The sequence below is a fragment of the Paenibacillus sp. MAHUQ-63 genome (genome assembly GCF_028765165.1).
Taxonomy (GTDB): domain Bacteria; phylum Bacillota; class Bacilli; order Paenibacillales; family NBRC-103111; genus Paenibacillus_E.
In genome coordinates, this window is record NZ_JARADB010000002.1 from 333,467 (window position 1) to 356,871 (window position 23,405).

21 protein-coding genes are annotated in these 23,405 nt (G+C 53.1%); 16 read left to right on the top strand and 5 right to left on the bottom strand.

The genetic code is table 11. The features are described from left to right. The first annotated feature begins 38 nt into the window (after positions 1–38). From PUT07_RS09665 to PUT07_RS09680, 4 genes are all read left to right on the top strand, one after another. The gene (locus tag PUT07_RS09665; RefSeq protein ID WP_274467749.1) at positions 39–890 is read left to right on the top strand and encodes a sugar phosphate isomerase/epimerase family protein; all 852 of its coding nucleotides are present in this window, start codon (positions 39–41) and stop codon (positions 888–890) included. Between the two features lie 23 nt (positions 891–913). After that, a complete protein-coding gene (locus tag PUT07_RS09670; protein WP_274467750.1) occupies positions 914–1,390 on the top strand; it encodes an SRPBCC family protein in 477 nt (158 codons plus the stop codon). Positions 1,391–1,607: 217 nt separating this feature from the next. Further along, complete coding sequence (locus PUT07_RS09675; RefSeq protein ID WP_274467751.1) at positions 1,608–2,312, top strand: hypothetical protein; 705 nt, start codon at positions 1,608–1,610, stop codon at positions 2,310–2,312. A gap of 16 nt (positions 2,313–2,328) precedes the next feature. Then, positions 2,329–3,162 (top strand): hypothetical protein, encoded by an 834-nt coding sequence (locus PUT07_RS09680; protein ID WP_274467752.1) that lies wholly within the window; start codon positions 2,329–2,331, stop codon positions 3,160–3,162. A gap of 15 nt (positions 3,163–3,177) precedes the next feature. Here the strand turns inward: PUT07_RS09680 and PUT07_RS09685 are convergent, their stop codons facing one another. Together PUT07_RS09685 and PUT07_RS09690 are read right to left on the bottom strand one after the other, a co-directional pair. Further along, positions 3,178–4,065 (bottom strand): AraC family transcriptional regulator, encoded by an 888-nt coding sequence (locus PUT07_RS09685; RefSeq protein WP_274467753.1) that lies wholly within the window; start codon positions 4,063–4,065, stop codon positions 3,178–3,180. 54 nt (positions 4,066–4,119) lie between these two features. After that, a complete protein-coding gene (locus PUT07_RS09690) occupies positions 4,120–4,893 on the bottom strand; it encodes a phytanoyl-CoA dioxygenase family protein (RefSeq protein ID WP_274467754.1) in 774 nt (257 codons plus the stop codon). Between the two features lie 204 nt (positions 4,894–5,097). On the opposite strand from PUT07_RS09690, the gene PUT07_RS09695 reads away from it, so the two are divergent. Together PUT07_RS09695 and PUT07_RS09700 are read left to right on the top strand one after the other, a co-directional pair. Beyond that, entirely contained in the window at positions 5,098–6,240 is a 1,143-nt protein-coding gene (locus PUT07_RS09695; protein WP_274467755.1) for a glycosyltransferase WbsX family protein, read from the top strand. Between the two features lie 37 nt (positions 6,241–6,277). After that, complete coding sequence (locus PUT07_RS09700; RefSeq protein ID WP_379239766.1) at positions 6,278–7,504, top strand: MFS transporter; 1,227 nt, start codon at positions 6,278–6,280, stop codon at positions 7,502–7,504. A gap of 66 nt (positions 7,505–7,570) precedes the next feature. Here PUT07_RS09700 and PUT07_RS09705 read toward each other — a convergent pair whose 3' ends face one another. Continuing rightward, a complete protein-coding gene (locus PUT07_RS09705) occupies positions 7,571–9,082 on the bottom strand; it encodes a sulfatase family protein (RefSeq protein ID WP_274467756.1) in 1,512 nt (503 codons plus the stop codon). Positions 9,083–9,213: 131 nt separating this feature from the next. Between PUT07_RS09705 and PUT07_RS09710 the strand changes: the two genes are divergently transcribed. After that, positions 9,214–10,062, top strand: a complete 849-nt coding sequence (locus PUT07_RS09710) for an AraC family transcriptional regulator (RefSeq protein ID WP_274467757.1) — start codon at positions 9,214–9,216, stop codon at positions 10,060–10,062. 23 nt (positions 10,063–10,085) lie between these two features. Here the strand turns inward: PUT07_RS09710 and PUT07_RS09715 are convergent, their stop codons facing one another. Continuing rightward, positions 10,086–10,892, bottom strand: a complete 807-nt coding sequence (locus tag PUT07_RS09715; RefSeq protein WP_274467758.1) for an AraC family transcriptional regulator — start codon at positions 10,890–10,892, stop codon at positions 10,086–10,088. A 170-nt stretch (positions 10,893–11,062) separates the two neighbouring features. Here PUT07_RS09715 and PUT07_RS09720 point away from each other — a divergent pair, with 170 nt between their 5' ends. Further along, a complete protein-coding gene (locus PUT07_RS09720) occupies positions 11,063–11,887 on the top strand; it encodes a phytanoyl-CoA dioxygenase family protein (protein ID WP_274467759.1) in 825 nt (274 codons plus the stop codon). A 78-nt stretch (positions 11,888–11,965) separates the two neighbouring features. On the opposite strand, the gene PUT07_RS09725 is transcribed toward PUT07_RS09720, so the two are convergent. Next, entirely contained in the window at positions 11,966–12,841 is an 876-nt protein-coding gene (locus PUT07_RS09725; RefSeq protein ID WP_274467760.1) for a helix-turn-helix domain-containing protein, read from the bottom strand. A gap of 129 nt (positions 12,842–12,970) precedes the next feature. Here PUT07_RS09725 and PUT07_RS09730 point away from each other — a divergent pair, with 129 nt between their 5' ends. The 8 genes from PUT07_RS09730 (at position 12,971) to PUT07_RS09765 (ending at position 23,208) form a co-directional block, all read left to right on the top strand. After that, a complete protein-coding gene (locus PUT07_RS09730; protein WP_274467761.1) occupies positions 12,971–13,948 on the top strand; it encodes a Gfo/Idh/MocA family protein in 978 nt (325 codons plus the stop codon). Positions 13,949–13,986: 38 nt separating this feature from the next. After that, positions 13,987–14,973 carry a Gfo/Idh/MocA family protein gene (locus PUT07_RS09735; RefSeq protein ID WP_274469266.1) on the top strand — a complete coding sequence of 329 codons (987 nt, stop codon included), beginning with the start codon at positions 13,987–13,989 and terminating at the stop codon, positions 14,971–14,973. A 126-nt stretch (positions 14,974–15,099) separates the two neighbouring features. Next, positions 15,100–16,899, top strand: coding sequence for a sensor histidine kinase (locus PUT07_RS09740; RefSeq protein WP_274467762.1), 1,800 nt, complete (start codon positions 15,100–15,102; stop codon positions 16,897–16,899). An 83-nt stretch (positions 16,900–16,982) separates the two neighbouring features. Then, a complete protein-coding gene (locus PUT07_RS09745) occupies positions 16,983–18,293 on the top strand; it encodes an ABC transporter substrate-binding protein (RefSeq protein ID WP_274467763.1) in 1,311 nt (436 codons plus the stop codon). A gap of 68 nt (positions 18,294–18,361) precedes the next feature. Beyond that, the gene (locus PUT07_RS09750) at positions 18,362–19,243 is read left to right on the top strand and encodes a carbohydrate ABC transporter permease (protein ID WP_274467764.1); all 882 of its coding nucleotides are present in this window, start codon (positions 18,362–18,364) and stop codon (positions 19,241–19,243) included. Between the two features lie 2 nt (positions 19,244–19,245). After that, entirely contained in the window at positions 19,246–20,142 is an 897-nt protein-coding gene (locus PUT07_RS09755) for a carbohydrate ABC transporter permease (protein WP_274467765.1), read from the top strand. 48 nt (positions 20,143–20,190) lie between these two features. Further along, on the top strand, positions 20,191–21,858 hold the full coding sequence (locus PUT07_RS09760; protein ID WP_274469267.1) for a response regulator transcription factor: 1,668 nt from the start codon (positions 20,191–20,193) through the stop codon (positions 21,856–21,858). Between the two features lie 1,203 nt (positions 21,859–23,061). Beyond that, positions 23,062–23,208, top strand: a complete 147-nt coding sequence (locus PUT07_RS09765) for a hypothetical protein (protein ID WP_274467766.1) — start codon at positions 23,062–23,064, stop codon at positions 23,206–23,208. Positions 23,209–23,405: the final 197 nt, after the last annotated feature.

The following is a 23,405-nucleotide window of genomic DNA, read 5'->3' on the forward strand; positions in this document are numbered from 1 at the left end:
ATCAGGCGAACAACATTTCCGTGCAGGAGGAGATATGGGTGAATGCGAGTAACAAGGTGAAATTGGAAGTCGGGCAGTCGTGGTGGGCCATGTCCGGGCTCGGTGACGGCAGCGCGGAATGGTCGATGGAGCAGAAGTTCGAGAAGCTGGCGGAAGCCGGCTTTTCCAGCATTTTGGGGCGGCTGCCGGAGGAGCGGGAGGCGGAGCGCTGGCATCGGTTGCTGAGAGACTATGGCTTCAGCTTCGGCGTGCAGATGGCTCCTTTCCCGTGGGCCGGCGACGACATATCCAGCTTCCTGCGGAGAGCGAAGCAGTTCGGAGCCCGCTATATCAACGCCCAAGTATTGGGCCCGTATATGGTACACAGCGACGCCGTCAACGGCTTGGACAGCTTGATCCGGCAAGCGGCGGATGTGGACATCCCCTTCTATGTGGAAACGCATCGCGGGCGCATTACGCAGGATTTGCTGCGGACGTCGGAGTACGTAAGAGCGCTGCCGGAGCTGCGCCTGACGATGGATTTGTCCCACTATATCGTAGGGACCGCTATCGGCGAAGAAGGGGCGGATGACGCCACCGAGCGACTGTTCGGGGAGCTGCTCACCCGTACCGCATCCATTCATGCGCGCGTCTCGAACGGCAACCAAGTCCAGATCGATATCGGCGATGACGGGGAGCATCCGTTGGTGAAGCCTTTTGCCCGCTGGTGGCGGGAAGGGATGCGTGAATGGCGTGCGAAGGCCAGCGAAGGAGATGTGTTCCCATTCGTATGCGAGCTGGGACCGCCTTCCTATGCGATAGTAGACAGGGAGGGGAAAGAAATATCCGACCGGTGGCGGCAAGCGCTGGTGCTGAAACGAATCGCCGAGGAAATCTGGCGTGAAGAATAACAGGAAGAAAGAGTGCTGAAGTCATGCCGACGATCCGAATAGAACTGCTAATCGAAGCGCCTGCAGAGGTAATCTTCGATTTGGCGAGAAGCATTGAGATCCATTCGCAGTCTACCGCACAAACGAGAGAGCGGCCGGTGGCCGGCGTCACAAGCGGCCTCATTGAATTGGGACAGTCCGTAACCTGGGAAGCGGTCCATTTCGGCATCAAACAGCGGCTCACCGCCAAGATAACGGAGATGGACCGGCCCCGCCGTTTTGTCGATGAGCAGGTACGTGGCGCGTTCAAGTCGTTCACGCACGCGCATGAGTTTGTTGAAGTACAGAACGGTACGCTGATGATCGATATTTTCAACTATACATCCCCGTTGGGCGTGCTGGGCAAATGGGCCGATCGCTGGTTTTTGCAAGCTTATATGCATAATTTCTTATTACAACGCAATTTGTATATCAAGCAGGCGGCGGAGCGGTCGATGGGTGAAGGTCAGATCATGGAATGACGTATGAGAGGGGAGCTCCGTTATTTGTGCTTACAACTTGACAGTTTCATTGAGAAACATTATCATTTGAATTAATCGATGAAATTGAAAATCATTATCAATGGAAAATGATAAATGGAAAGTGATAATGGTAAATGATAAATGACAAATGATACATGTATCCATCCGAGATTTCCAAGTTGTTGCCACAATAACAATTGCGGGGTGTCCCATACATATGATGCAAGTGAATGAAGTTGGGGTGGGCATGGGTACCATGCAAATTCTCACCGATTATCAATTGGAGAGCTGGATTCGCAGCTCTTCGCCGGAAGGCTGCAGCGACCGCTCCGATGAACCCGGCTGGAAGCAGCTGACGCAGTATGCGGCTTACCATGCGATTAAGGACTGGTATTCGATGCCGGCAGCATTACGAACCTGCGAGTATTTAACGAAACAATTCGAAGGAAGATGGACGAACAAATGCCGCAAATTCGAGTCCAAAGCTTTTTATATGGATGTGAAGGCAAGGGTGTTGGCCCATCTGTACGACCAGCTGACGGATGAGAATGCCGTTCAAAGGCCGATCATGCTCTTTGAAAGCAGCGATGTGTGGGTGGAGGAGCTTGAGCTTTGCTTATCGATGATTGTTCAAGTCATGGCGTGCGAGCAGGGTTCCTTCGTCGTTCATAAATATGTGATGGAGGACAGCGAGGCAGCCGCTCAATTATTTGGCCATATGACCGTCGTCTTCTGCCACAAGGCATTCGGAAGGCTGCCGGAACGCTTGGAGCTGTTCAACATGCTAAACGGCAAGCAGTACCGGATCGGGATGGAGGAAATGGATGTCGGCAAATCCATGGACTACCTGAGGCTTGTGAAGGATGTTTATATGGAAACCAATAAAGGCTGCCCGTGCTGCTCCAGCCGGCTAGTCATGTAAAGGCAGGGGAACTTTCATGGATACCAACCGATTCTGGCACTCCAGCAATGACCTGCTGCCGCTTCGTTTCACCACATTGACGGCATCCAATGACGGCGTCTTGTACGCAGGCACGCATGGGAAAGGCGTCTTTCAATTCACGCCGCTTCGTTCATGGGAGATTGCGTCCCAAGGCTTGCCGGACCATCTGCACATCCACCGCTTGGACTGGGTCGACACGCAGCTGTATGCATCGACCAACCGCGGGCTTTATGTGCTGGAGGACGACATTTGGCAGCGGACGAGTGTCACGGACGCTTGCTACCGTATGATCGGCTGGGGCGACAGATTCGTCCTGACCTCGAAGGGGCTGCTTTGCGGCAGCGATGGGAATTGGCAAACGTTGGCCTTCGCCGGGAAGCAAACGTTCGATATGCTCGTAACCCCGCATTTTCTATTCGTCGGCTATGAAGAAGGCGTTGCCTTTTACGATCTGTTAACGGGGGATTGGTGCGAGCTGCCTCTGAATCAGGCGGTCACTTCGTTAGCCGTATTCAATCAGATGCTGGTCGGAACGACGGCCCGCGGCGGACTGGTCATAGGCAACAAAATGGGCGGTTTCCAACATGTGAGGTTCGACGGAATGCGCTTGAACCGGCTCGTTTCGCATCTAGATGGCGTGTACGTATGTGCGAATACGGGTATTTATAAGCTGTTCGATCTGCAAGGACGCATCATGCTGCATTCGTTCAATGTGCGCGCGGAGGTCACCGATTTGCTCGTATGGCGGGATATGATGTTGATTTCTACTTTGCAGACGGGCATTAAATATAAGAATGAGCACAAAACGGCGTTCCAAACGATCTTGTAAATGTCGCGCCGTCCGTTACACAGGCTTCTTGCGAAGCTGGCCGGGCGTAAGCCCGGTCTTTTTTTTGAACAGCTTATTGAAAAAGCTAAGGTCGTCGAAGCCGACTTGAAGGGCAATGTCCGCTATTTTGTCGGAAGTTTCCCGGATCGCCTCCTTGGCCATGCCCAGACGAATATCGTTGCGGTATTCGATGAAGGTTTTGCCGGTGTACTGCTTGAATTTGGCGGAAAATACGGAGGCGCTCATGCCGCATACGTGGCTGATCTGCTCCAAGGTCAGCGGCTGCGCGTAGTGCTTGCGGATAAACGCCAGAATCGTTTGCAGGGTTTGCTCATCTTGGCCGAGCTTCGCTCCGGGCTGCTCCATCTGCTGGTAGAACCTGCTCAAGGAGATGAACAGCTGGATCAGTCCGGTTTTGATCATCGTTTCATATCCAAGCGGCTTGCTGTTCTGCTCGGCAATCAGTTTATCCAGAAGCGAACCGATTTCGAGCTGTTGATTGGTTCGGAGTCTTAGGCGCGAGACGAAACGGACATTATTGCGCAAGAAGGGCTCGACGTAGTAAAAGTTAACGAAAGGGGTAACGAGGGACAACGTGTCAAGTTCCGCCTTGAGCAGCGACGGCATGAACAAGAGGTTGCACACCGTCAGCTTCTCGGCAGGGGAAACCTTGTACGCATGAACGATATCCGGCTCAATGACGAAGACATCCCCCGACTTGACGGGATAGAATTCTCCCGCATTGTAGCTGTGCTCCCCGGAGCCATCAGCAATATAAGCCAGCTCGGTAAACTCGTGCGAATGCTCGGTGATGATTTCCCCTGGGGAAACCGTGTAGTAGCCGGCATAGAAGGGGAAGTCCGGATTGTCGAAAAATTGATTGCTCCTCATCTGTGTCATCATACACACTCATTTCAACAAGAATTCCGCACGACGAGATACGGGCCGGCCCGGCGATCAGGCAAGGAGAGGGAACGTTCCTCCCTTGATGGGATTGCCCGGAAGAAGTCCGAGTCCGTCCGTGACGAGATGCTTTTTGCCGCTGTAGGTCGTGCCGTCCGGCATATAGATGATCGCCAGCACTCTGCGAGGGTTGGAGGTCAGATTGGCATGCGCATAGTGAAAGGTCTGACCATGATGAAAGGTGCAGCTTCCTTTCTTCAAGGGCACGATGACGGGCTTCGCCTGTTCATGCTCCGTACCTTGTACGAAATCAAAGATATTCTGCGGATTGACGAGGTCAATGCCCGCCAGCTTGCCGGCTTGGTGCGAGCCTGGAATGAACATCATGCAGCCGTTCCGCTCATCGACGTCATCAAGCGGAATCCAGGCGGAGAGAGCGCCGGGCTCGTTCATCGGCCAGTAGGGCAGGTCTTGATGCCAAGGCGTCGGCTTGGAGTCCTGCGGCATTTTCCACAGGGCGTGGTCATGGAACAGGCGTACCCCGCTTGCTCCGCTCAGCGCCTTGGCGGCTTCGGCGATTCGCGCATGCAGGGAATATTTGGCCATTGTACCGTGGTCCCGCCAAACGTTAACTTTCTGATTGAGTACGCGGTAATAAGCTCCTTTGCTTTCATCCGTAGCAACGGCGCGATCCGAGCGCTCGCTCATCGCTTCTTCCATGGCGCTCGTCAGCTCCTCGATCTCCGCTGGAAGCAAGATGCCGTCCACTTGAACGAAGCCATTTTGCTCATAGAATGCGATATGTTCCGGGCTTATGACAGATGACAATAGACTCACCCTTTCGGTCGTTTGGTTCAAGCGTATCATGCTGCGGCCGGCCGGTCTTGGGCGATTATAGCGAAAATGCGGTTGATCCTCACGGCAGGATGAGGCTGCTGCGTATTTTGTAAGTGGTTACATATTTATTCCTATTATACAATAAAGATAGGAAAGATAGAGTTCAATCACTGTTCATAAGAGGAGATGTTAGAGATGGCATCCTACGAAGCAGCAGCGTACTATTTTCCGAATTATCATCGTGACAGCCGCAATGCGAAGTGGCATGGAGAAGGCTGGACCGAATGGGAGCTCGTAAAGCGTGCAGAGCCCAAATTCCCTGGGCACCGGCAGCCCAAAATACCTTTGTGGGGCTATGAGGATGAGGCGGACCCGTCCGTCATGGCACGCAAGATTGCGGCCGCCGCCGACCACGGCTTAACGTCCTTCATCTTCGATTGGTACTGGTACGAGGACGGACCGTTTCTGCAGCGTGCTCTGGATGAGGGCTTCCTGCAAGCCCCTAATAACGACCGCTTGAAATTTGCTGTCATGTGGGCTAACCACGATTGGATTGACATACATCCGGCTCAGCGCAGCAGGCCTTATAACATTCAGGCGGCAGGCCAAATCAGCGAGAAGGGGTTCGTTGCCGCAACGGAGCATATGATACGCCATTACTTCAGCCATCCATCGTATTGGCGGGTTCAAGGCGGACTATATGTCTCGTTCTACGAGATTCACAGCCTCATCCGCGGATTGGGCGGCATTGCGGCAACGGCTCGCGTGCTGCGGGAGTTCCGTGAGCGGGTGCGGGCTGCCGGCTGCGGAGAGCTTCATCTGAATGTGGTCGTGTGGGGGCTGCAGATTCTCCCGACTGAGCAGACAATCACCAATATACATGAAGTGCTGGAGGAGCTTGGGGTGGACAGCATCACATCGTATGTCTGGATCCATCACCAGCCTGTGGATCAGTTCCCGGAAACGGATTATGCTTGGATCCGGGACCGGTCGCTGCTGGATTACGAGAAATTCACAGCGGCATACAAGCTGCCCTATTACCCGAATGTGACGATGGGCTGGGATTCCAGCCCGCGCACCGTGCAATCGGAAAGCTTCGAGCCGCTGGGCTACCCCTATATGGCCACGCTGGCAGGCAATACGCCGGAAGCATTCAAGATTGCCTTGGAGGGGGTCAAATCATTCCTGGACAGAGGCCAGACGAGTCCGTGTATATTTACGATTAATGCTTGGAACGAATGGACGGAAGGCAGCTATCTGGAGCCTGATACGGTGAGCGGCATGGCCTACTTGGAAGCGATACGCGACGTATTCGGCACTTCCAAAAAAAATGCTTGAACCGAGAGGGCAGCTGTCGTACATTTTTAATAACCTTATGTCGGAGCTGGCCCTTCTTCATGTTGGGCCGGCTTTTCATTATTTCACTGGAAAGAAGGGGCTGACAACGAGACTCTACGCTTTTTTGCTATTTTATGCCGTCATCTACATGGGAAATGCGGTTTATGGCACTTTTTTACCGGTGTATCTGCATAATACCAAGTTCTCGCAGGAACAAATCGGAACGCTGCTAAGCCTCGGTCCGCTGATCGCGATGTTCGGTCAACCGGTATGGGGAGCGCTCGGCGATAAGGCGAAGACGAAGAACCGGGTGCTTGCATCGCTCCTGCTCGGCAGCGGCCTCTCCATCCTGTTCTTCCCGCTGTCGCACAATTTCGTTTATCTGCTCTTACTTATCTGTATATTCATGTTCTTCCAAACGTCGATCTTCGCCATTAGCGATGCCATTACGTTGGAAGAGCTGGACCGGCGGCCCACTTGGAATTTCGGCTGGATTCGTCTGGGGGGGACCATCGGCTTTGCTACAATGTCGCTCGTTTTCGGATTTGTGGCCAAATCGCACATCAACTCGATGTTTCCTGTGTATGCGGGAACGATGGCGGCAGGTCTGCTCCTCCTCTGGTGCTTCCCGCAGGCGGTTTCCCGAACGGCGAACGCAACGGGCAAGCAGTTCCGGGAGCTGTTCCGCAACGGCAAGCTGATGCTGTATTTGGGGATGAATTTCATCGTACAAATTACGCTCGGCTATTATTACGCGTTCTTCCCGATTTACTTCAAGGAAATGGGTGCCGACAACGTGCTGCTGGGTTGGTCCATGGTGATTTCCTCGATGAGCGAGCTGCCGTTTCTGCTGTTCTCCGGCTGGATATTTAAGCGGGTCTCGATTTCGATGCTCTTGGTGATCGCAGCACTTGGATCCGCAGCCCGCTGGTATTTATTCTCGATCATCGATCAGCCGCATTGGATTCTTCCGGTTCAGGTGCTGCACGGGGTCATCTTCATCGTGTTGTCCGTGACGCTCGCCACGTTCATCAACCGGGAGGTGCCTTCGGAATGGAAAGCCAGCGGCCAGACGCTCAACGGGCTGCTCAGCCTGGGAGCGGCGCGCATTATCGGCTCGTTCCTGGGCGGCATCATGAGTGCGGCTTATGGCATGAGACAAGTGTTCCTATACAGCTCATGGCTGTCGATGGCCTGTGTCATCGTATTCGGGCTCTTCATTTGGCTGCGCCGCAAACAGAAGCAACCGGCTTCGTCTTTGTAAAAATCGAAAAAGGAGTTAAGCCGCTTTATGCGCTTAACTCCTTTTTTGCTCTTCAAGCCTGTGCTGTTAGGCGTGCCAGATGCGGGGCATCGGCATCGATTCTTTGCCCAGCTCCGCCCAAATATATTTGAGCAGCAGCTCGGATTTCAAGGCGGCGCTGGCCGGATCGTTCCAGAGGTTGCGGACTTCCCCCGGATCCTCCTGCAGATCGAAAATTTCACCGTACGTTTGATTATAATAGACGGTAATTTTATAACGTTCACCAACGTAGGTTTTCTGGTGAATCGTCGTCGGTTCATGGCGGAATTCGCAGATGGCGTGATCCCGTGCTTGGCTGGCTTTCCCCGTCCATACGCGGCTTTGATCGACGCCGGTCATGTGATGCGGAATGGGGATGCCTGCGAGAGACAGGAATGTCGGCGCCAGATCGACAAGCGATTGGATGGCCGCAGACGTTTGGCCGGCAGGGACATGGCCGGGATAACGGACGATGAAAGGAATCTTGATGAGATCCTCGTAGTGGAAGCCGCCTTTGTACTGCAGGCCGTGCTGGCCGAAGAAATGTCCGTGATCCGTGGTGAATACGACGATCGTGTTGTCGGCCAAGCCAAGCTCATCAAGCCGGTCTAATATTCGGCCGATATATTTGTCCATACAGCTGATCATGCCGTAATAGGTGGCGACCAGCTGCTTGCGCTCGCTCTCAGGCAGAGTCGCGTGTGAATGATACCCGTGAATGCCGTACTGGCCCTCGCGCAGATGCGAGAAGTCGGGGTCGGCCTGCTGCGTTAATCCGAAATGCGGCGGATTCTGGTCGTGCTCCCCCGGCGTTACCGTCGGGATGGTAAGCTTATCCGGATCGTACATCGTATCCCATGGCGCCGGAACGAGGTAGTCCGGATGCGGATCGAAGAAGCTGGACCAGAGGAAGAAAGGTTCCCCGGACTCCTTGTACTGCTCCAGCAGCGCTTCGGATCTTTCGGCAATCCAGGTATTGTAATGGTATTCCTCCGGAATTTCCCAGTGGTGCAGCTTCGAAGGGTCCATCGTGCCGGTCGGCGCAACGAAATAGTCCCGCCAGTTCGTGCAGCCCTTAGCTTCCATCCAGAGAGCGTAGTGCTGGCCGACATGGGCTTCGTTCGTATGATTTCGCGCCAGCTCGACATGTTCGAAGCCGTAGAAATCTTCATCGAACGACTTCCAGAAGTTCAAATCCTGCAGGATCGGATAAGATTCCAAGGACGGATACTGCTCCGTGCTGCGCAGAGGTTGGAAATGGGCTTTGCCGACCAAAGCGGTACGGTAAGAAGCGGCTTGCAGATCTTCCCCAACCGTGTGGCGGTCTTCCAGCAGCTTCGTGCCCAGTGTCCATGCTCCATGCTGGCTGGGGTACATGCCGGTGATGATGGATGAGCGGGTCGGCGTGCAGGTCGGGTTCGGACAGTAAGCTCGCGTGAAGGTGGTCCCTTCCCGAACCAGACGATCGAGATTGGGAGTGGACAGCTCGGTGTTGAAGGCGCCAATCGTATCCCAGTGCTGTTGATCGCTTGTAATGAGTAAAATATTAGGTCTTTTCAAAGTGTCTGCTCCCTTCTACTATGTAGATAAGCCTCTATGCTTATAAGTATAAGGATTATAAAGGAATATCAAAATAACAATATGTCTAGCACTTGTCATTATGTTGGATTTATATCGAAAGGGTGAGGACCTTGCAGGAATATGCTTACGAGTATGCGGATTTTTGGTATTCGCTGCCGCACCCTGTGCAGATGGCCGGAGGCTGCTGGATTGTAAGAGCGGGGCAGAACGTAGCCAAGCCTAATTATTCGGTAGGTCCCAAAATGATCGACCAAATCAGCTTTCACTGGGTCGTGAAGGGGGAAGTCCGGGTTTCTGCGGGGAAGCGGACGGTGGAGCTGGGGAAAGGAGACTTATTCGTTATATTTCCCAGACGGCCTTATGTCTATGAAACGATTCATGAAGCAGCGGAGAAACCGCTGGAAATGATATGGCTGGCCATGGAAGGCGGACAGCTTCCGCAGCTTGTCGCACAGTTAGGTCCGACGCCTGATACGTTTTGGCTCAAGGGCGTCGCCAACTCGGAAGTGATTCGAAGTCTTCGCACGATTCTTCAGACCGTCAGCCAGCCGGACAAAGATGTTTTGCGGGAAACGAGCCTGCTCTACGATCTGTTTTGGAAAATGAACAACGCTTCCGTGCGTGAAGAGCCTGTAAGAAGAGAGGGTTGGCTTGACGATGTGAAAGACTATTTGGACCTGCACGCAGGGGAAAACATCCGCATCGAAGATGCCGCGCGTTCAGTCGGCATTCACCGCTCGCATCTGTTTGCCTGCTTCCGCAGCAAATTCGGTCTCTCTCCCCAGCAATATTTGCAAAAAATCAGATTGGAGAAGGGGGCCAACCTGCTGCGGGAAACGAATCTGAGCGTTACGGAAATTGCCCTGTCGCTTGGATATCCGGAACTGTATTCGTTTACCCGGGCATTTACGAAGTACTTCGGCATCGCTCCGAGTTCGTACCGGGCGCAGGATCGTTGATTGTTCGCATTAAACGATTGAGTTTAATGGCGTGTATCCCGGTAGGCGCTTGGCGAGAGGCCGTACTTGCGCTTAAACAACTTGGAGAAATGAAACTCGTCGTAAAATTGCAGCTGCGCCGCAATTTCTTTCACCGAGAAATTCGTCGTTTCTAGAGATACTCGGGCCGACTCTATCTTCAGGTTCAAGATGTAGTCGCCGGGCGGCTGTCCGGTCACGGCACGGAAACGCGTGAAGAACGCCGTCCTGGACATTCCGCTCCGTTCGATCAGCTCTTCGATACGGAGAGCTTGGTCGATGTGCCGGTGAATATAGATCAAGATCTGGTTAAGTTCGGAATAGCGTGAATCCGGAGCTGCAGATTGCTCCCTGGCCAAAAGCAGCAGAAGCTCCTGCAGGAAGATGTTAGCGGAATAAGCATACCCCACAGGTTCGGCAATCAAGGTGTCGATCAGCCGCTCGCACAGCTGTGTCGCTTCCGTTATTTTGACCGTTGAGACGACCCTGTCTGCAGGCAGCCGGAGTTCACGGGCGATGTCAAGGGAGCTGAAATCCAGAAAGTAAAATTTCCAGTCATTGTTCAAGCACCGGTACGAGCAAGGAATCGCTTCTTGCGTGAAGAAATAAGTGCCGGCTTGCAAATCGAATTGCCTATTGTCTTGCAAGAACACGCCGCTGCCTTCATACGTGATGAAAAGTCCGGGGAAATCGAAGCCCGCTCCCTTCGTAACCTGGTAGGCATTGTCTGCCTGCACCTTCCAGATCGACAGGAAGGATGACTGGGAAACCGAGGCTTGGTTCAACCCGTAGGGAATATTCATATAGCTCATTCTCCGCACTCCTTGTGAATGATCGATTATACATTGAAATGTCCACGAAGCGGTGATAATTAACTAATTGTTTGTACAATTATACATGGAAATGAAACTGACATCCATGGTGGGGGAGGTCTTTTTCCGCTACACTTGAATCAGATAACGGGCAGAGGAGTGTAGCGGGAATGAGGATCAAAGTAGGCAGCAGGGAACTGGAGATGGGCGGTCAACATCTGACTGAACTTAGGAGCTCCAACGATGTATTGGACGATCCGGAGGCATTGCGGGGGCGGATGGAGGAAGACGGCTACTTGCTGATTCGCGGATTTCATGACCGGGATGCCGTGCTGCGCGCGCGTACAAGTATTCTGGAGAAAATGGCGCTGATGGGGAAGCTCGACAGGGATACCCAACTGGAGGATGGCATGATGGCCGACGGCAGCCGAACGATTTTCATGGGGGGGACGAACGAAGACCTGCCTGCGCTGCTTGATGTTCTCAACGGGGAGCGGATCATGCGTTTCTTCGATCGTTTTCTCGGAGAAGCGTCGCTGACCTATCATTACAAATGGCTGCGAGCCGTAGGCCGAGGGGATTTCACAGGCGCGCATTACGACATCGTGTATATGGGCAGGGGGACGCACAATGTGTATACCGTATGGTCACCCTTGGGAGACATATCTTATGAGATGGGCGGACTGGCGATATGTCTGGGCTCCCACCGTTTCGAAGCTTTGAAACAGTCGTATGGTACGAAAGATTCGGACCGCGACGGCATCGGCCATTATACCGACGATCCGCTTGTCATTACGGAGAAATTCGGGGGACAGTGGGCGACAACCGAATTTCAAGCGGGCGATGTGCTCATCTTCGGCATGTTCTTGATGCATTGCTCGTTGGAGAATACGACTAACCAGTACCGCTTGAGCGTGGATGCCAGGTATCAATCGGCTCTCGAGAAGGTGGATGAACGATGGAGCGGCAAAAAGCCGCGCGGCCATTTCAAGTAAGGGGTACCTGAACTTGAACGTGGATTAGGAACGGCAGTCTCGGACTCGATGAAGTCCCGGACTGCCGTTCTTTGATGCTCAGCCCTCTCTTAGCAGCTTGCGGGCGTACTCTTTGGGCGTGCAGCCGTTGTAACGCTTGAACAGTTCGTAGAAATGCGCCATGTTCTCGAATCCGACACCGGCTGCAACTTCTGTGATAATATCCGTCTTCGTAGCAAGCAGCTGCCCGGCTTTGCGAATGCGCTGCCGGTTCACATAATCGGTGAACGAGAGGCCGACGCATTTCTTGAAATATTTGGAGAAATACGTGTAGCTCATGCCGGCGATCCGGCTAACCTCTTCCATTTCGATTTTCTCCACTAAGTGCGCTTCCACATAATCGAGGATCGGCCGCATAACGGCAGCATCAACGAATTCAAAGGGCTGAAGCAGCTCGCGCCGGTCATAGCGGAGCAGGGCGAGAAGCAGATGCTTGATATGCATGCTCATCGCGATTTCGTAGCCCTTGGTTTTGTCCATCATCTCGGAGTGAACGTCGACGATGATCCGTCCGACCTCCTGTTTGGCGCGCTCATTTTCGAGGAAGATGTAATTGAGGTCCTCCAGCGGGCGCACCATCTCGGAGAAATGGCGGTAATACATCATCATGGCGGGATCGAAATACGGCTGCAAATCAACGTGAAGCACAATGTAGACGAGCGCGCCGTCCTCCGGTTTGTTGCTGATATGAAGCTGGGAGGAGCCGATCAGCAGCACATCTCCCGGAGTGAGACTGTAGCTGTTGTCTGGCGTACGAATGCCCAACCTGCCTTCCTGCACAAGGATGAATTCGACTTCTTTATGATAATGCCACTGCTGCCCGAACGGTCTGGGGGGAGAGGAACTCGTGAACTGCCACACCTTCATGCAGAGACGCTCATTCTGGTAATGTATCGGTTCTTTGAACGTTTCCATGCTTAGCACACCTGATTTCCGACGGCAAATTTGGATAGAAACAAGACAAAACGCGTCATTTTGGTAGGAGCCATGAACAGCTATGATTGCATTAAGTAGTATACAACAAATGAAAGGGGAAGTAGAGAGATGAAAGTGGCGGTAGTGGGCTGCGGCGGAATGGGAATGTGGCATGCGAAGAGCTATGCGAAAATGCCGGGCGTCGAGTTGGTGGCCGTTTGCGAGCCTGTATTCGAGCAAGCGGCTAACGCGGCTAAACTAACGGGAGCGACGCCTTACGAAACGATGGATGAAATGTTGGCGGTCGAGGCTGTGGATGTCATCAGTGTCGCGGTGCCTACGTATTTGCATAAGGAAATCGTCATGCAAGCCGCACGGGCCGGGAAGCATGTCATTTGCGAGAAGCCGATAGCGCTTCATGTGGAGGAAGCGAAGGATATGATCGCGTGCTGTGAGGAGAATGGCGTACGGCTGTTCATCGGCCATGTAGTGCGCTTCTTCCCGGAATATGCACAGATGAAGGAGCAGATCGACAGCGGCAGAATCGGGCGTGCCGGGGTTGCGAACGCGCGCCGGGCTGGCGGACATCCGGGGGAAGCCAGGCCCTGGTATCTGGAAGCGGACCGAAGCGGAGGCGTAATCATGGATTTAATGATTCACGACATTGATTATATGCGCTGGACGCTTGGGGAAGTGAAGTCCGTGTACGGGATGAACCGGGTAGTTGGAACGACGGATTATGCGCTCGTCACGCTCGTTTTTGAGAATGGTGCGGTGGCCAATCTGGAGGCGTTCTGGGGTTATCCGGGCTCGTTCCGCTATGCGGCGGAGTTTGCCGGTTCGGACGGGCTGGTCCGTACGGACAGCATGAACTCCCAGTCCTTGCAAATCCGTAAGTCGTCTCCTGCTGAACACGGAGGCAAAGCTGTGGAAATACCGCAGAGCCCGAGCTTCAAGGATCCTTACTACATCGAGCTCGAACATTTTCTCACTTGCATCCGGGAAGGCACCGAGCCCCGCGTGACCGTGCAGGATGCCTGTAGAGCGCTGGAAATCGCAAGGGCAGCGCTGGAATCCGTTCGAACAGGCCAAGCGGTAACGCTGTAGGCGGAGCCGCACATTCCGGGAGGGACATGGATATGGATATGGACATTTTGAAAGTAGGCATGATCAGCTTCGCGCACGGGCATGCTTTCGGCTACTTAAACAGCTTGGCCCAAATACCGGCCGTACGAATCGTCGGTATTGCCGACGAGGACCGAAGCAGAGTGGAGGGCGTCGTCGAACGCTACGGGATACCGTATTATGCGGACTACCGGCAGCTGTTGGCCGAGGATGTGGATGCGGTCGTTATCTGTTCGGAAAATGTGCATCATGCGCAGCTGACCATCGACGCGGCTCGAGCCAAAAAGCATGTGCTGTGCGAGAAACCGCTCGGCACGACGATGGAAGAGATGGCGCAAATGATTGCCGCATGCGAAGAGAACGGCGTGCAGTTGATGACGGCATTTCCGTGCCGGTATTTGGCAGCCGTCGTGCGCGCGAAAGAAGCCATCGATCAAGGAGAAATCGGCGATATCGTGGCCATCAAAGGGACGAACCACGGGGGCAACCCGGGCGGGTGGTTCGTTGATCCGAGCTTGTCCGGAGGCGGAGCGGTCCTGGATCACACCGTGCATGTGATGGACTTGATGCATTGGATTTTGCAGGCGAATGTGAAAGAGGTGTATGCTTACGCCGCTACGCTCTTCAAGGAGGAACTGAAGGTCGAGGACGCCGGCATGCTGCACATGAAGTTCGACAATGACGTGATCGCGGTGTTGGACACGAGCTGGTCCCGTCCGAAATCGTTCCCGACTTGGGGCGATGTAACGATGGAAATTGTCGGGACGAAGGGCGTCATTACCGTCGACGGCTTCGCGCAGAAGAACGATCTCTTCAGCAATGCAGCCGGCAAAGGATTGTATACCTTCTGGGGCGATGATATGGATGCGTATATGATTCGAGATTTCGTTAACGCGCTGCTCCAGGGCCGGCAAGTCCCCGTCACAGGGGAAGACGGCATGAAGGCGGCGCAGGTGGCGCTTGCCGCCTACCGGTCGGCGAAGCTGGGCCAGCCGGTTGCGCTTTAGTGGAAAGCCCGTTTCATCCGGTCACTGTTGACCGGGGGAAGCGGGCTTTTTGCATCCCGGAAGGACATTTCCCTAATATGACCGAATGTATGTGGAAGAAAAGACAGAAACATGCGGGGGGTTAGCATGAAGATCAAATTATTTGCCAAACCGTGGACGTTCGCGGCGACGCTGCATGTGCTGCTGGTCGTCATGGTTGTGTTCCCGATCGTAACGATATCAACGATGATTCTGCAGGTATACAAACGCGATCTGCTGCAGCAGACGACGGAACGCACACTGCAAACGCTGCAAGCGGTAACCTACTCTGCAAGGCAAGAAATCAGTAAGATCGAGTACGTTACAGCGGCAATCGGGGTGGACCGGGATATTCTGTCCATCGCCACCTCGCTGCATCAAGCGGATGAGAGCAACCGTTACGCCTACATCAACGCCTTGGGACTGGCGCTCAGCCGGTATACGTATTCGATGTCGAGCCAGCTGCTGGCCATTCACTTTTTCTACAAAGACGGCGGCGTATATTCCTACCAGCAAAATTTATCCGCAGCCGAACAAGACGTACGGGCGATGAATTGGTACAGGGAGACGCTGAAGGTGAAAGATAATGTGCGCTTTCTCGGCTTGCAGAAGTCGGTGCTGTATGGCCAATCCACACCGCTTGACTTGTCTGCGGCGATTGCTCCCAGCGACTATCACACGCTCAGCGATGTGGAGATGATCTGTTTCACATTGAATCAGGAAGCATTCGATAACATATTCCGGCAGCAGCCGTATGATAAGTCCGCCTTTGTCATGCTAACGGACGAAGGCCAGGTTGTCGCCGCGAGCAGCAACTGGAACCAAGCGCGTATTGAGCCCTATCTGCTGGAGCAGATAGGTTCCGGCAACGAAGGCTATTTTGTCGATCGGACGGGGGAGCCAACGATGCTGGAGACTTACACGACCGTGGGCAATCTGGGGTGGAAAGTCGTCCATGAGCTGCCGTACAGCGAGCTTACGGCCAATTATAACCGCATCAACCGAATCGTGCTGGTCGTCACTTGTGCGGTCATTGCCATCTTCCTGCTCATCTCCTTCTCCGTGGTGCACAATCTGACCAGACCGATCCATGTGCTCGTCCGTAAAATGTCGTTAGTCATGGATGGCGATCTGAATGCCAAAATCGGCACGTCGGGCATCGCCGAAATGGCCACGCTCGGACGCACGTTCAACCACATGCTCGATCAGATCAAGCTGCTGCTGCGGCAGCGTGAGGAGCAGGAGCAGATGAAGCGGAAGGCGGAGTTCGCCGCCCTGCAGTCGCAAATTAATCCGCACTTCTTGATTAATACATTGAATGCCATCAAGCTGATGGCGCTGATCGGCAAGGCGGACAACATCCGGAACATGACGCATGCCTTGATGCGCCTCGTCTCGTCCTCCTTCAACCGGGGAGGCATTATGACGCGTTTTGCCGATGAAATCGAGAATTTGAAACATTATTTGTATATTATGGAAACGCGTTACGGCCATACGTTTGAGGTGGAGTGGGACATCGACCCGCAAGCAGAGCCGAAATTTCTGCTGAAGCTGCTGCTGCAGCCGATTCTCGAGAACAGCATCGTTCATGGAATGGCCGGTAAAGAAACGCGGGGGACCATCGTCATTACGGCGCGTGTTCGGGAAGGCTCCTTATTCATTGATATCGCGGATAACGGCGAAGGCATGACACAGGAGCAGCTCGAACAGTTCCGGACGAAGCGCAGTCCGCAATCTTTCACCGGCATGGGGGTCGCGAACGTGCATCACCGTATACAGCTGCATCACGGCGAGGATTACGGATTGGTATTGGCTGCGAACGAAGGCGGGGGCACGAAGGTGACGCTCAAGGTCCCCCTTATTCATAAAAATGATGAAGATGAGGTTCAAAAAAGATCAACGCTTTAGCCAAAAAGATCATTTGGATGCGTTTCCATTGCAGGTATGATGAGATCAGAGCTTCAAAGAAACAAACAATGGAGGGTAACGAAATGGGGAAAAGAAAACTTGTTCACACAGCGCTAGTAGGCGGAATGGTTATGTTGAGCCTGCTTACAGGCTGCGCCAAGGAACCGGCAGCACCTGCGGCGAAGCCGGCGGATGGTCAGGCGGCATCGTCACCTGCGGCGAAACCGGCTAATCCGGTGAAGCTGAAGCTGGCCATGTGGGATGCCAAGGGCGATCTGACGTTCTGGCAAGAGAAGGTGAAAGAGTACACCAAAGTGAAGCCGAATGTCACCATTGAAGTGGAGAAGGTGCCTGACAACGGCGGGCAGTATCTCAAGGTTCGCTTGGCGGCTAACGACCTGCCGGACCTCTTTTATTTAAAGCCGACGCATTTGCAGGTATACAAACAATCGTTGCTGCCTCTGGATGATCTGAACGGAGCGAAGAATAACAAGTTTCCGGCCAAAATCGACGGCAAAATATTGGGAGCCCCGCTCGTCTCGTTCTCCGAATTCGTTTATTTCCGGCCGAGCGTGTTCCAGGAATTGAATCTGGAAGTGCCGAAGACGCTGCCGGAGTTCATGACAGTGATGGAGAAAATTAAAAGCAGCGGCAAATACACTCCGATCGCGATTGGCGGCAAAGAAGACTGGACGTTCTACCCGTTCATGGAGTTCGGACCGCATATTTTATCCGGCGATGAGAATTACTTGGGGAATTTGGCCAAAACGCCTGAACCGTTCGGGGAAGGCAGTACGTTCGATAAAGTAGGCAAAATGATCAAGGAGATGTCGAGCAAAAAATTGGCGGGACCCGATGCGCTGTCGATTTCTTTCGATCAATCCACACAGCTGTTTGAGTCCAAGAAGGCGGCCATGCTCGCAGCCGGTCAGTGGTATTATCCCGATTACGTCAATCGAGTGAAAACGGATGAAGATTTGGGCGCGTTCCCGCTGCCTTTGCGCAGCACGGAAAGCGAGCCGCTGACGGCCATGACCTTGTCCGACATGAATGTCGGCATTAACAAGAACAGCAAAAACGTAGAAGAAGCGAAAGCATTCTTCGAATGGATGTTCAGCAAGGATGTGTATCCTTCGTATATTAAAATGGCCCAGCAGTTTTCTACCGTAAATGGCGTAGACTCGGAGATCCCTTTCTTTAAGAAGTGGACGGAGAAGTATCCTTTCAAACCGTTCGTTTATAACGCGACGGATGAGGCCTTCGCCAAGGTGAGCGGTGCCGCTCAATTCGATTTCAAGAAAGCCGCTCAGGAAATTTATGCAGGCAAGCCGCTCGAGACGTTAGAGAAGGACCTCAACAATAAGTGGAAGAAAGCCGTCGAATCGAACAAATAAGATTGAATAGAGGGCACGAACCAAGCGTTGAGTGGTAAAGTGCCCTTTCCTTACACAGGAGTGATCGCATGAATTATCGTCTACAGCAGAAAATCGTCATCGTGACCTTTTTGTTTGTTCCCGTTTCACTTTTGCTGCTGTTTCTTATCTATCCGACGCTGCAGCTATTCCGGTACAGCTTCACCAGCTGGGATGGCTACAGCCCCGGATTCAAGTACATCGGCTTTGACAACTACGTAAGAATGCTTGTCGATTTCCCCGATGCGTGGCATGCGATCGGTAATAACGCCACCTACTTCATCCTGCACGCGGTAGCGATTCCCGTCGAGTTGATGATGGCCGTGCTGCTGAACAGAGTGCTGCGGGGGAGCGCGTTTTTCCGCTTCTCCGTGCTGATGCCGTATATTATTAACGGGATTGCCGTGGCCTACATGTTCAGCTATATCTACAACCCCATTAACGGTCCGTTGAATGAGCTGTTGAAAAGCGCCGGGCTGGAGTCCTGGATCCAGAGCTGGCTCAGCGATTCGAACGTCGTGAATTATTCCTTGGTGGCCGTTTCATTATGGCGCTATAGCGGCGTTCATGTCGTTCTGTTTCTAGCCGGGCTGCAATCGATTCCGAAAGATTTGTACGAAGCGGCCGAAATCGACGGAGCAAGCTTCTGGCAGCAGCAGCGGTATGTCACGCTGCCGGGTATTCGCCGGGTCGTTGAAATCATCTTGTTCATGAACGTATCCGGCGCCCTTTTGCAGTACGATATTCCGCTTGTGATGACGAACGGAGGCCCGGGTAGTACCAGCAGTACCTTCGGCTTGTTTTCGCTGCAAACGGCATTCACCTACAACAATTACGGCTTGGCTTCGGCTATGGCGGTTATGCTTCTATTCATGATTATCATGTTCTCAGCGCTGCAAGCCTGGATCGTGAAAGACAGGAGTGAGTCTTGAACATGGAACCTACGCAAATACTGAAGCCATTATACAAGCGGGCTTTGACAGGGCGGCCCCGATCGAGAAGCGCGCAGCGGCTGCTTGGTTTGACCGTCTACTACGGGCTGTTTGCGCTAATGACGGTGATCATTTTCGTACCGATTCTGCTTGTCGTTTTCGGCTCGTTCAAGACCAATATGGAGCTTGCCGAATCGTCGCCGTTCTCGCTGCCGAAGAGCTTCCTGCATGTCGATAATTACTTGAGCGCGCTGAAAGAAGGCAATATGGTGCGTGGGCTCGGCAACTCGATGCTGCTCGTTATTTTAAGTATGCTCGGCAATATGCTTCTGGGCACGATGACCGCCTACGTGCTGAATCGCTTCCAGTTCCGCATGAGAAAAGCGATCCTCATGATGTTCATGGCCGCCATGATCATTCCGGCGTACACGACCGAGATCGCCCGCTTTCAGCTTATTCATGCGCTAGGCGTCTACGATACGTTGGGCGCACCGCTGCTGATCTACATCGGAACCGATATTATGCAAATCTACATCTATATGCAATTTCTCGAGAAGATTTCCGTCCAGCTCGACGAGAGTGCGATGCTGGATGGCGCTTCTTACTTCCGGATCTTCGGTTCCATCATTTTTCCGCTGCTGCTGCCGGCAACCGCTACACTGGCCATCCTGAAAAGTGTTACAATAATGAATGATATTTTCGTTCAACAGTTGTATATGCCAAGCGCGAAGCTGGCGACACTCGCGACCTCTTTGACGGCCTTCGTCAGCACGCGCAGCTCGGATTTAGCACAGCTTTGCGCGGGGATCATGATCGTATTGCTGCCGAGTGCGGTCTTTTACATCGTGTTCCAGCGTTATATTTTCAAGGGGCTTATGGATGGTGCGGTCAAAGGGTGAAGAGGCAAGAAGTCAATCTTGCGATGGGGGATGAATCGGTTGCTGAAGATGATGATCGTCGATGATGAACCGCTTGTTCGCCTTGCTCTGCAGCATATGATCGACTGGAGGAGTATGGGAATCGTCGTCGAAGCTGAAGCCGGCGATGGTGCGGAAGCACTGGATATTGTGACACAGCGTGGAGATATCGATATGCTGCTGCTCGATATCGAGATGCCGAAGATGAGCGGGATTGAGCTGCTGCGGACTCTCCAGGGTGGTAATGCGAAGAAGCCTGTCACTATTATGTTAAGTGCATATAGCGATTACAGTTATGTTAGGGAAGCTTTCTTGCTGGGTGCGATCGATTTCATCGTGAAGGCCGATATGGATGAGGAGCATCTGGTTCCCGTCGTTCTGAAGGCGGTCGGTGAGCTTCAGAAACAAGCGCCGGCCGGGAAGCCTGCAGCGGCTGATTCGGCAGAGGATGACTCCGATGGGTCGGGCGAGCTCCTGCAGCAGCTTATAACGGTCGATCCGCAGCAGCAGCAGGCGGCTTATGCAGCGGCAGGTGCGGGCATCGTTGAACGGCTAGGCGAGTCGAATCAGCTGGCAGCCGTCATTTCAATTTCACAGGGCACGGGCACGGTGGAATCGAAGCGGGATCGCGGCATTGACGATGTGAAAACGCAGCGTTTTATTATGCAATCCATACGAACGGTTCTGGATTCGATGTCGATTCGCCACTTGATTCACCGGACGGGCAAGGTCGAGTATGTCCTCTTCTGTACACTGGCTCAATTCCGCAGTGAAAGCGTCATTCGTGAAAAGGTGCAGTCCGCCTTTGCGATGATTCAAACAAGGCTGAACCAATATGTGAACGTATCCATTTCGATCGGGGTCAGCGAATTGGCTAGCGGTGTGAAGCATTGGTACCGCCTCCACCAGCAAGCGGCCAATCTGGCGTCGCTGCGTTATTTTGCCGGGTGGAACAAAGTGTTTTACCCCGAAAGTGCGATGGATCAGGGACGTCATATCGTCCCGGCTGGGAGCGAGCACGCACGCTCGCTGCAGTTGGCGCTCAAAGCGGTAGGCGCCGGGATTGCGCAGCTTTTGGAGCAGGACAATGCGGAGCTGTGGCAGAAAGAATTTGAACGCATGCAGGGGATGCTGGGGCAAACGTGGGGGTGGAGACCACAAGAGGTCCAATCGGCCCTGGAGAATTTGCTTTGGGAGCTGGGAGGCCTGCTCCACCGGGCGGGTATCCGCTGGGAAGAGCTGGAAGAAGGTCTTCAGCATCCTTATGAATATTTGAAAAGTCTGGAGACGCTGGAGGAAGCCGTGACCTGGTTGTTTCGTTTGTGCCGGACGATATTCGGACGCCTGCACGGCAACCTCAAGGATGAAGCGAGGTACAGCAGCGCCGTACAGACGGCGAAGCAGTTTCTCGATCTTCATTATATGGAGGACGTGAATCTTGCTTTGATCAGCGAGATGGTCGGTGTTAGCGAAAGCTATTTCAGCAAGCAATTCACCAAAGAGGTCGGATGCAATTTCATCCATTACCTAACGAACTTGCGCATTGAAGAATCCAAGCGGTTAATGAAGCGCAAAGGTTATAAAATTACCGATATTGCCGAAACGGTCGGTTATTTAAATGTGGAACACTTCAGCCGGATGTTTAAGAAGATGACGGGATATAGTCCTAAGCTGTACCGGGAAAAACTGCTGAAATGAGCAAGAGTGGGAATAGCGCGAGTGTATCTTCATCGAGGATACGCTTTTTTCGTTTATCGCGGTGGGGAGGGGAGTGAAGGGAAGTGATCCCCGTCCCGGCAGCTATCCCGGGCCCCAGTGGTAAGCGAGCATATCCACACTATCGTGCCTTTGAGCACTATCCCGATGGCTCATGAAACGGCAGAGGGAGCTACTTTACCCCATCCCGGCAGCTGGCCAAGCCCCAGCCGTAAGTGAGCATATCCACACTGTTGCGCATTTAAGCACTATCCCTATGGCTCATGATGCGGCCGAGGGAGCTACTTTACCCCGTCTTGGCAGCTGTCCCGGGCCCCAGCCGCAGGCGAGCATAATCACGCCCCAGCCGTAAGGGAGCATATCCACACTATTGCGCCTTTAAGCACTATCCCTTTGGCTCATGATGCGGCCGTGGGAGCTACTTTACCCCATCCCAGAAGCTGGCCAAGCCCCAGCCGTAAGTGAGCATATCCACACTGTTGCGCATTTGAGTACTATCCCTTTGGCTCATGAAGCGGAAGAGAGAGCTACATTACCCCGTCCCGGCAGCTGCTAAGCCCCAGCCGTTAGCGAGCATATCCACACTACTGAGTCTTTGAGCACTATCCCTTTGTCTCATGAAACAGACCAACGCTGCACATTTAGGTTTACGGTTAAACAAGCTGACTAGTTTTTGGGAGAGGAGTCCACCCGAGTGAGTGTTTTTTTGTGGTTGAAGTTTAGTCTGCTGCTGAGTCGGAAATATAGTGCGCTATTTGCCAGGAAAACAGAGTATTTGGTCAAATTGGGGAAATAGGATTCGCTATTTCACCGGAAATAGGTGAAAAGAAGCGAGATCTATCGAGTTAAGGTCATATATTTCCCTTTCTCTCGTAGAAATCACTATTTTGAGTGAAATAACGAATCGTATTTCCCAATGTGGGGTGGGTGGTAGCGTGTTCCCGAGGTATGCGCGGAGTAGCAGTGATGGGCGGCAGATAGTGAATTGGCAGTAGCAGGTAGTGAAGAAGCAGCAATGGTTCCTAGCAGTAGAAGGTTATGAAGAAGCAGCAATAGTTCCTGGGGTAGCAGGTAGTGAAGAAGCAGCAATGGTTCCTAGCAGTAGCAGGTAGTGAAGAAGCAGCAATGGTTCCTAGCAGTAGCAGGTAGTGAAGAAGCAGCAATGGTTCCTAGCAGTAGCAGGTAGTGAAGAAGCAGCAATGGTTCCTGGCAGTAGCAGGTTATGAAGAAGCAGCAATAGTTCCTGGGGAGCAGGTAGTGAAGAAGCAGCAATGGTTCCTAGCAGTAGCAGGTAGTGAAGAAGCAGCAATGGTTCCTGGCAGCAGCAGGTAGTGAAGAAGCAGCAATGGTTCCTGGCAGCAGCAGGAAGTGAAGAAGCAGCAATGGTTCCTGGCAGCAGCAGGTAGTGAAGAAGTAACAATGCGTCCTGGAAGAAACTGGTGGTAAAGAAGCGGCGCGTTTCCAGATATCGGAAGGAACGTGGGGGTGAGCACAGCGTATTCTGATTCACCAATTATTATATATGACGT

Bases quoted from the DNA above. Each gene is read 5' to 3' on its own strand.
- PUT07_RS09670 (WP_274467750.1), top strand. From the start codon at position 914: ATGCCGACGATCCGAATAGAACTGCTAATCGAAGCGCCTGCAGAGGTA.
- PUT07_RS09675 (WP_274467751.1), top strand. From the start codon at position 1,608: ATGATGCAAGTGAATGAAGTTGGGGTGGGCATGGGTACCATGCAAATT.
- PUT07_RS09680 (WP_274467752.1), top strand. From the start codon at position 2,329: ATGGATACCAACCGATTCTGGCACTCCAGCAATGACCTGCTGCCGCTT.
- PUT07_RS09685 (WP_274467753.1), bottom strand. From the start codon at position 4,065: ATGATGACACAGATGAGGAGCAATCAATTTTTCGACAATCCGGACTTC.
- PUT07_RS09695 (WP_274467755.1), top strand. From the start codon at position 5,098: ATGGCATCCTACGAAGCAGCAGCGTACTATTTTCCGAATTATCATCGT.
- PUT07_RS09700 (WP_379239766.1), top strand. From the start codon at position 6,278: ATGTCGGAGCTGGCCCTTCTTCATGTTGGGCCGGCTTTTCATTATTTC.
- PUT07_RS09715 (WP_274467758.1), bottom strand. From the start codon at position 10,892: ATGAGCTATATGAATATTCCCTACGGGTTGAACCAAGCCTCGGTTTCC.
- PUT07_RS09720 (WP_274467759.1), top strand. From the start codon at position 11,063: ATGAGGATCAAAGTAGGCAGCAGGGAACTGGAGATGGGCGGTCAACAT.
- PUT07_RS09725 (WP_274467760.1), bottom strand. From the start codon at position 12,841: ATGGAAACGTTCAAAGAACCGATACATTACCAGAATGAGCGTCTCTGC.
- PUT07_RS09730 (WP_274467761.1), top strand. From the start codon at position 12,971: ATGAAAGTGGCGGTAGTGGGCTGCGGCGGAATGGGAATGTGGCATGCG.
- PUT07_RS09735 (WP_274469266.1), top strand. From the start codon at position 13,987: ATGGACATTTTGAAAGTAGGCATGATCAGCTTCGCGCACGGGCATGCT.
- PUT07_RS09740 (WP_274467762.1), top strand. From the start codon at position 15,100: ATGAAGATCAAATTATTTGCCAAACCGTGGACGTTCGCGGCGACGCTG.
- PUT07_RS09745 (WP_274467763.1), top strand. From the start codon at position 16,983: ATGGGGAAAAGAAAACTTGTTCACACAGCGCTAGTAGGCGGAATGGTT.
- PUT07_RS09750 (WP_274467764.1), top strand. From the start codon at position 18,362: ATGAATTATCGTCTACAGCAGAAAATCGTCATCGTGACCTTTTTGTTT.
- PUT07_RS09755 (WP_274467765.1), top strand. From the start codon at position 19,246: ATGGAACCTACGCAAATACTGAAGCCATTATACAAGCGGGCTTTGACA.
- PUT07_RS09760 (WP_274469267.1), top strand. From the start codon at position 20,191: ATGATGATCGTCGATGATGAACCGCTTGTTCGCCTTGCTCTGCAGCAT.